The organism is Candidatus Eisenbacteria bacterium (genome assembly GCA_035577985.1).
In the GTDB taxonomy this organism is placed as follows: Bacteria; Desulfobacterota; Binatia; order DP-6; family DP-6; genus DATJZY01.
Map to the genome: position 1 here is coordinate 23,083 of DATJZY010000112.1, position 6,728 is coordinate 29,810.

At 68.6% G+C, this 6,728-nt stretch carries 6 protein-coding genes and 1 pseudogene; 1 reads left to right on the forward strand and 6 read right to left on the reverse strand.

The window, feature by feature from the left end; translation table 11 throughout:
• Positions 1 to 13 precede the first annotated feature (13 nt).
• Both VMS22_15750 and VMS22_15755 read right to left on the reverse strand, forming a co-directional pair.
• Positions 14 to 841 (reverse strand): tetratricopeptide repeat protein, encoded by an 828-nt coding sequence (locus tag VMS22_15750; protein ID HXJ35488.1) that lies wholly within the window; start codon positions 839 to 841, stop codon positions 14 to 16.
• Positions 842 to 909: 68 nt separating this feature from the next.
• On the reverse strand, positions 910 to 2,172 hold the full coding sequence (locus tag VMS22_15755; GenBank protein HXJ35489.1) for an MFS transporter: 1,263 nt from the start codon (positions 2,170 to 2,172) through the stop codon (positions 910 to 912).
• Between the two features lie 350 nt (positions 2,173 to 2,522).
• Here VMS22_15755 and VMS22_15760 point away from each other — a divergent pair, with 350 nt between their 5' ends.
• Positions 2,523 to 4,583, forward strand: a complete 2,061-nt coding sequence (locus tag VMS22_15760; GenBank protein HXJ35490.1) for a hypothetical protein — start codon at positions 2,523 to 2,525, stop codon at positions 4,581 to 4,583.
• Here VMS22_15760 and VMS22_15765 read toward each other — a convergent pair.
• The 4 genes and pseudogenes from VMS22_15765 to VMS22_15780 all read right to left on the reverse strand — a co-directional run.
• Positions 4,580 to 4,957, reverse strand: coding sequence for a hypothetical protein (locus VMS22_15765; GenBank protein HXJ35491.1), 378 nt, complete (start codon positions 4,955 to 4,957; stop codon positions 4,580 to 4,582). The two genes, VMS22_15760 and VMS22_15765, sit on opposite strands and share 4 nt — an antisense overlap.
• 81 nt (positions 4,958 to 5,038) lie before the next feature.
• Positions 5,039 to 5,164, reverse strand: a pseudogene (locus VMS22_15770) (hypothetical protein).
• A 28-nt stretch (positions 5,165 to 5,192) separates the two neighbouring features.
• Positions 5,193 to 5,771 (reverse strand): hypothetical protein, encoded by a 579-nt coding sequence (locus VMS22_15775; protein HXJ35492.1) that lies wholly within the window; start codon positions 5,769 to 5,771, stop codon positions 5,193 to 5,195.
• A 159-nt stretch (positions 5,772 to 5,930) separates the two neighbouring features.
• Positions 5,931 to 6,728, reverse strand: a 798-nt coding sequence (locus VMS22_15780) for a hypothetical protein (protein ID HXJ35493.1), incomplete at its 5' end; no start/stop codon positions are given.

Genomic DNA, 6,728 nt, shown 5'->3' on the forward strand with positions numbered 1-6,728 from the left:
GCGTGGTTCCCCCCTACCTCGTCTGCCGCTGCGCCAGGGCGGTCTCGATCTGGCGCCGCAGATCGTCGAACGGCTTCGGTCCGCGACCGGCCGGACGCGCGTCGATGAGCGCCAGCGCCTTCGCGTACTCGCGGCGCGCGTCGTCGCCGCGGCCCGCGTCGGCCAGGATCTCGCCACGGCGAGCGATCCACGCGGGATTCGACGGCGTCTTCGCGAGGAGCCCGTCCAGCCGGCGCAGGGCGCTCTCGAAGCGCCGGAGCCCGACCTCGAGATCGACGGCGGCGAGCTCGAGCGACGGCACGTGCCCGATGCGGGCGATCCCGGCGTCGAGTGCGGCGACGGCGTCCTCGCGGCGGCCGAGCGACACCAGCGCGTCGCGCTGCGCGATCACCTGCTCGGGGCGCGGCTCCGCCACGCCCGCGACAACCCGGCCGAAATCCTTCGCGGCCTCCTCGGCGTTCCCGAGCGCGAGCCAGGCGCGACCCCGATCGAAGAGCGTCCCGAACGCCGCCGGCGTCCGTGCCAGCACGCGGTCGAACTCCACCTTGGCCGTGCGCGGCCAGCCCGCGTCCAGCAGGATCTCGCCGCGCACGTGGCCGACGACGTCGGGATCGGTGCCGAGATCGGCCGCCGCCTCGACCTCGGCGAGCGCCGCGTCCCATTCGCCCGCGATCTGGTGCACCTTGGCGCGATCGAGGTGCGCCGCGGGATCCTTCGGGCGCTTCGCGACCTCGTCGGCCGAGGCGCGCTCGAAGGTGTCGATGCCGGCGTGCCCCTGGGCGGGATCGGGCGCCAGGACCCCCAGGCACACGGCGAGCGCCGGGGCGACGAGCGCCTTCATGGAACGGTCCCGCAGTCGCACGGCCGGATAGCATGCCCCACCGCTCGCGCCGCGCGCAAGACAAAAAATCAGGCCCGAACGAGGCGCACGCGGAGCACGAGCCAGACGGCGATCAGTGAGGAAGCAACGATCACCGCCAGGCCGGGCCCGTAGCTCCCCGTGTGATCGCGCAGGTAGCCCATGGCCGGAATGCCCATCGCCTGCGACAGCACCACGAACGGCGTCAACCGACTGAAGATCGCGCCGTAGTGCAGGCGCCCGAACGCTTCGGCGACGAGGCTCGCCTGGAGCGTCGCGTTCCCGCCCATCGCGTACCCATAGAGGATGACGTAGCACACGAGCGCCGGCATCGAGCGCGTCTGCCAGAGGATCAGCACGCCGAGCGCCTGCAGGACGAAGCACGCGGCGGCGACGCGCCGCTGATCGAAGCGATCGAGGAGCGCCCCGAACCCGAGCTTCCCGACGACGCCCATCGCCGCCGTCGCGCCGAGCACCCACGACGCGTGCGTCGCCGGCATGCCGCGATCGACGAGCAGCGAGACCTGGTTCAAGAGCAGGCTCGCCAGCCCCGTCATCGTGATCCCGAACGCGGCGGCGAGAAGCCAGAAGCTCGACTGGCGCATGGCGACCTCGGGACGCACCGAGCGCGCGAGCTCGCGCTCCGCGTACGCGAGGCGCGCCTCGCGGTCGCCCTCGGCGGCCGCGGGCTCGCCGTCGGGCTCGAGCCCCATGTCGGCGGGATCGCGACGCATGAAGAGCAGCACGGGCGGCAGCACGAGCACGATGACCGAGAGCCCGAGCACGACGTATGCGGTCCGCCAGCCGACGTGGTCGATCAGGTACTGCGACGCCGGCGCGAACACGATGCCGCCCGCCGAGATCCCGGCGGTGGCGAACCCGAGCGCGCGACCCCGCTTGCGGACGAACCATCGCGCCACGGCGCTGTTCGACGGCAGCGCGCCGACGCACGTCGAGCCGAGGGCGATCGGGCCCGCCATGCAGAGGTAGAGCCAGGGAAGCGCCGCGGCGCGCGACAGCAGGAGGTAGCCGCTCGCGAACACGACGGCACCGAGGATCTGCACCTCGCGTGCGCCGCGCCGGTCGACGATGCGACCGACGGCGAGCCCGTAGAGCGCGCACGCGATCTGCATCGCCGAGTACGCCCCCGCGACCCGCCCGCGCCCGCCGAACTCCTCGGCGAGCGGCGCCGTGAACACGCCCCACGAGTAGAAGAGGAGCCCGACGTTGACGGCCTGGGCCACGAACGCCGCCACGACGATCCACCACCCGTGGAAGATGGGCGCGTTCCGCCGTGTCGCAGCGCGTTTCACGCGGCCCTCAAACCCTTGGGCCCCAAGGATTTGCGCGCACACCGACGTTCGCTGTGTTACACGTCGTCTCGCGCGCCGCGTAGCCTGTTTGGCGCCTGGCATCGGCCCGCAAAGGCTCCAGCCACGCAGAAGAGCGGAGGCCGAGACTCGAGCTCGACGACAGGACCATCCGCGCACTCGAATCACCCGAGCGCGGGCAGATCAACCACGTCGACGCCACGGCCGAGGGTAAGGCCAGGGGACCTGATCGGGCATTGCATGGTCGCAAAAAGCCGGGAACAAAGTAGCGTATTGGACCACCGGCGCAGGTCCGAGAAGGAACTGCGCTCTCACTCTTGGAGGGACCCGGGATGGCGCGATGGTCGAACGCTGTGTCACGCCTGCTCTGCGCGTTCGTTGTCACGGCTGGCACCAGTCTCCTGCTAGCCGGACCAGCCCATGCTGCAGATGGCATCGCCGGTCGGGTGTTGGGTGCCGGCGCTCCCGTCGAAAACGCGACGGTGACGCTGTGGGCGGCCACCGCCGGAGATCCCAAGCAGGTGGCGCAAGCACGGACCGGTTCGGATGGCGGTTTTTCGCTTGCGCGGCCCAAGGGCGGCGGCGACTCGTCATTTTATCTGGTCGCTACGGGCGGTCATCCGACCGCGAGCAAGATGAGCGACGACAATCCCGCGATCGCGCTCCTGACGGTCGTGGCTGCAGATCCGCCGACGACGGTCGTCATCAACGAGATGACCACGATTGCCTCGGTGTGGACCCACGCGCAGTTCATCGAGGGCACCGCGATCAGAGGCCACGCGCTCGGCCTCAAGATCGCCGCTGGCAACGTTCCCAACTTCGTCGATCTCCAAACCGGTGGCTGGGGCGCCACCATTCAGGATCCCCTCAACAGCAGCCAGACGCCGACGATGGCGAACTTCGCTACGTTGGCCGATGTGCTCGCGGCTTGCGTCGCGCGGGTGACGCCGGACGCCTGCGGCAAGCTTTTCGCCGCTGCAACTTCCCCGAAGGGAAGTGCGCCGACCGATACGTTGACGGCGGCCCAGTCGATCGCCCGCTATCCGTGGTATCAGCCCGAGCGAGTCTTCGCGCTGCTCGAGCTCTTTCCCATTCCGGCCGGCAAGACCATGCGCGCGGTGCCGTTCATGCCGTATCTGAGATTCCCGCCCAGCGCGTGGGTACTGCCACTCAAGTTCGACGGTGGAGGCTATCGCGCGGGTGGCAAGGCGATGTTCGACAGCGAAGGCAACTTGTGGGTCGGTGACAATTTCACGGTGGGATGGCAGGGGCAGGACGTGCTGTGGCAGGGCAATGCCACCAAGTTCGATCCAAATGGAAAGCCACTGTCGCCCATTACGACTGGCTTTGCGGGCGGCGGCATGCAGGGCGGCACCTTCGGTGCAGCAGTCGATGCGAAGGACAACGCTTGGCTTGCCAGCTACGGCGGCCAGTCGATCGCGGTGTTCGACAAGAACGGCAAGCCATTGACACCCCCGGAGGGCATCACGTTCGGCGGCCGGCTCGGCCTGATGCAAGGGATCATCGCAACTCCCGGGGGCGACGTCTGGGCGCTCGGCGTCTCGAAAAATCAGCTGCTCTTGTTCCCTGGCGGCGACTACACGAAGGGGCGGATCGTGTGCGAGGGCCGGGACGTCCAGCCGTGCAAGTCGTTGGCGGGACCGTTCCACCTCGCCATCGACCGGCAGGACCGTATCTGGGTGAGCAACGCGCTCGAAGGGCACGTCACACGGTTCCCCGCTTCGGATCCGTCGAAAGCCGAGAAGTTCGACGCGGGCTGGAGCGGCAGCGGCCTGAACATCGACAGCCAGGGCAACGTCTGGGTCACGAACCGGCTTGGCAACTCGTTGCGCGGTGGTCTTGTCATCGCGGAGCTATTGGAGAAGGCGCTGAGAGGCGAGAACCCTGATCCAGACCTGGCACGGGCGATGGCGCGGCAGACGTCGTCCGACGGCGGCAGCGTCACATTGCTCAGGCCGGACGGCTCCCAGTACCCGGGCTCGCCGTTCACGGCGGGCGGTTTGCCGGGTCCATGGGCCGTGGTCGTGGACGGTGACGACAATGTCTGGATCTCGAACTTCGCGATGCCGAACAGTCCGATCACGCATCTGTGCGGCGTACGCACAGAGAATTGTCCGCCCGGATTCAAGACTGGCGACCAGATCGGGCCGCCCAACGGCTACGTGGGCGGCGGGCTCCAGATGCAAACGGACATCGCGATCTCGCCGTCAGGCGATGTCTGGGCGATGAACAACTGGCAGGACATCGATAGTTGCTTCGGCGTGCCCAATGAAGCCCTCTCGACCCGCTGCGGCGGCCAGGGCGTGACAGTCTTTCCTGGCATGGCCAAGCCCGTGCGCGCGCCGCAGATCGGGCCGGCACGGCCGTACTAGGCGGCGAGCAAGGCACCGTGCCGTACAGATTCGACGCAAACAGTTTCGTGTCGAGCTGCTGCATGTAGTAGTACGCAATCGGCGACACCTCGTTCCATGGCCGCCTTCAGCTTCGACGGTGGATTGAATGGCGTGCCGGGCTCGATGCCGATCGTCGCCAGCATCCCCATCATCACCTTGTCCTGAGGCCTGGCCGGCTCGACGCTGATGATGTCGTGGATGTCCTGTAACGCCCGCAGGTCATGCAGGGGGTACTGGGCGAGATCGGCCACAGACTGCTTGGCACCGGGAGCTGGCTGCCCGCCCACCGGCGCTGCCTGCGCGCCGGCAATCGAACCGGTGCACGGTGTCCCCACGATCGCACGCAAGTCCACGGATTCGAACGTTTGGAAAACCCAACGCTCCCGCCCTCAGGGAGCGTGTGCCGCCCTAGCCTGGGCGCGGCCGCACCGCCGTCAGCCGCTGGCGCCGACCAGCGCGATGCTGACGTGCGACGCCGCGGCGAACCGGTCGCCGATGTCTTCCCAGCTCCACACGTTCCATACCGCCTGGAAGAAGTCGGCCTTCCGATTCTCGTATTGGCGGTACCAGGCGGCCGACCCGCGAGACCTACTGGGACACGGTCACGATGGTGAGATCGTCGTTCTTCTCGTCGAGCGTGGCGACGCCGCACGCCGTCGCCTGCTGCTTGGCATCGAATCGGCATCCGTAGATGCCGGCCGCCTTGGCGGCGCACTCGCCCTCGTCGAGATCGACGGCGTACCAGCCGGATCCCGCGGGCTTCCCGTGCGTGTTGCCCTGACCGTAGAGGGCGATCAGCAGGCCGCCCGATCCCATCTTGCCGTTGGCGCATTTGAAGTCGCCGTCGGCGTACAGGTAGAGCACCTTGTCCTCGTCGTCCCAGATGAGGTTCGTGTCGTCCACCGTGCCGTCGCCGTCGACGTCGATCTGCTCCGCCCAGAACGAGTCGTCGTCGTCGGGAGTGTTGGCGGTGTTGGTGGCGAGCTTGCCGGCGCCGATCGCCTTCTTCTTCGTGGCGCTCGCTGGCGGCGTGGGGTTGTTCGCCTTGCCGGCGACGGCCGCCGGAACCTGCACGACCACCGGGCTCGAGGGGGCCGCGGCGCGAGAGACGCCGAAGCACGCGAGCATCAATGTTCCCGCTCCGATGACGAGAGCCTTCGTCCGCATGGATTCTCCTTGTTGGCTGGCGTTCAGCGCACGCATCGTGCGCGCAGGGGCGGAACCTACCGAGCGCCGCCCATCCGATCTTGCCATTACACGCCACGCCGCCACGGCACGCCGGAGGCCACCACATGCTGGTCGACCACCGATGAGGCGGACGGCGTGTCAGGGACAGGTCCCGGGGGCCGGCGCCGACTTCGCGTCGTAGCTCCGACCCGCCTTGAACGTCACCGAGCCGCCGAAGCTCGCGCAGTAGCGCACGCCGCCCATGGTGAGGACGACGTGCACGGGGTTCGGATTGGTGGCGAGGGTGTCCATGAGGCCCGCGCCGCTCGCGTTGATGCGCACGAGCTTGGGCTTGACCAGGGCGAGCCGAACGGGCGCGCCGGACTTCGCGACGTACCGATAGCCCTTGTTTCGACCCGAGGGACCCACGAGGGTCCAGTGCGCGGCCGCGATGTCGTAGGTGTCGTCGAAGCCGTCACCGCCTCCGGCGACGACCCGCAGCGTCGCACCGGCGGTGCGCGGGTCGTCGGCGCTGCCGTTGGTCGCCGCCACGGTGATGTCTGGATCCCGCAAGACGACGGTGAGCTTGGCCTTCTGCGGCTTCGATCCGTTCGCCTTGAGAACGAGGTGCGCGCCGTCGACCAGCTCTTCCGTGGTGACGGGGAGGGTGGTCGACGTGGTGGTCGCGCCGCCCGGAAGCGTCGTCGTGCTCGTGGTGGTCGCGGTCGTGCACGGACCGTCGAGGCAGGTGAGCGCCAGCGTGTAGCCGCCGGTCTCGGTCGGATCGATCGCCGGCGTCGCGCCGTCGTTCTGATCCCGCAGCTGCAAGACGTAGACACCGGTCTGATCGAGCGTGCAGTTCAGCGTCACCTGGGGGACGTCGTCCGAGCCGAAGGTTCCGCTGCACGTCGTCAGGCTGTGCCCGAGCACGCCAGTGTTCGGCGATCCGTAGTACAT

Bases quoted from the DNA above. Each gene is read 5' to 3' on its own strand.
- VMS22_15750 (HXJ35488.1), bottom strand. From the start codon at position 841: ATGAAGGCGCTCGTCGCCCCGGCGCTCGCCGTGTGCCTGGGGGTCCTG.
- VMS22_15760 (HXJ35490.1), top strand. From the start codon at position 2,523: ATGGCGCGATGGTCGAACGCTGTGTCACGCCTGCTCTGCGCGTTCGTT.
- VMS22_15775 (HXJ35492.1), bottom strand. From the start codon at position 5,771: ATGCGGACGAAGGCTCTCGTCATCGGAGCGGGAACATTGATGCTCGCG.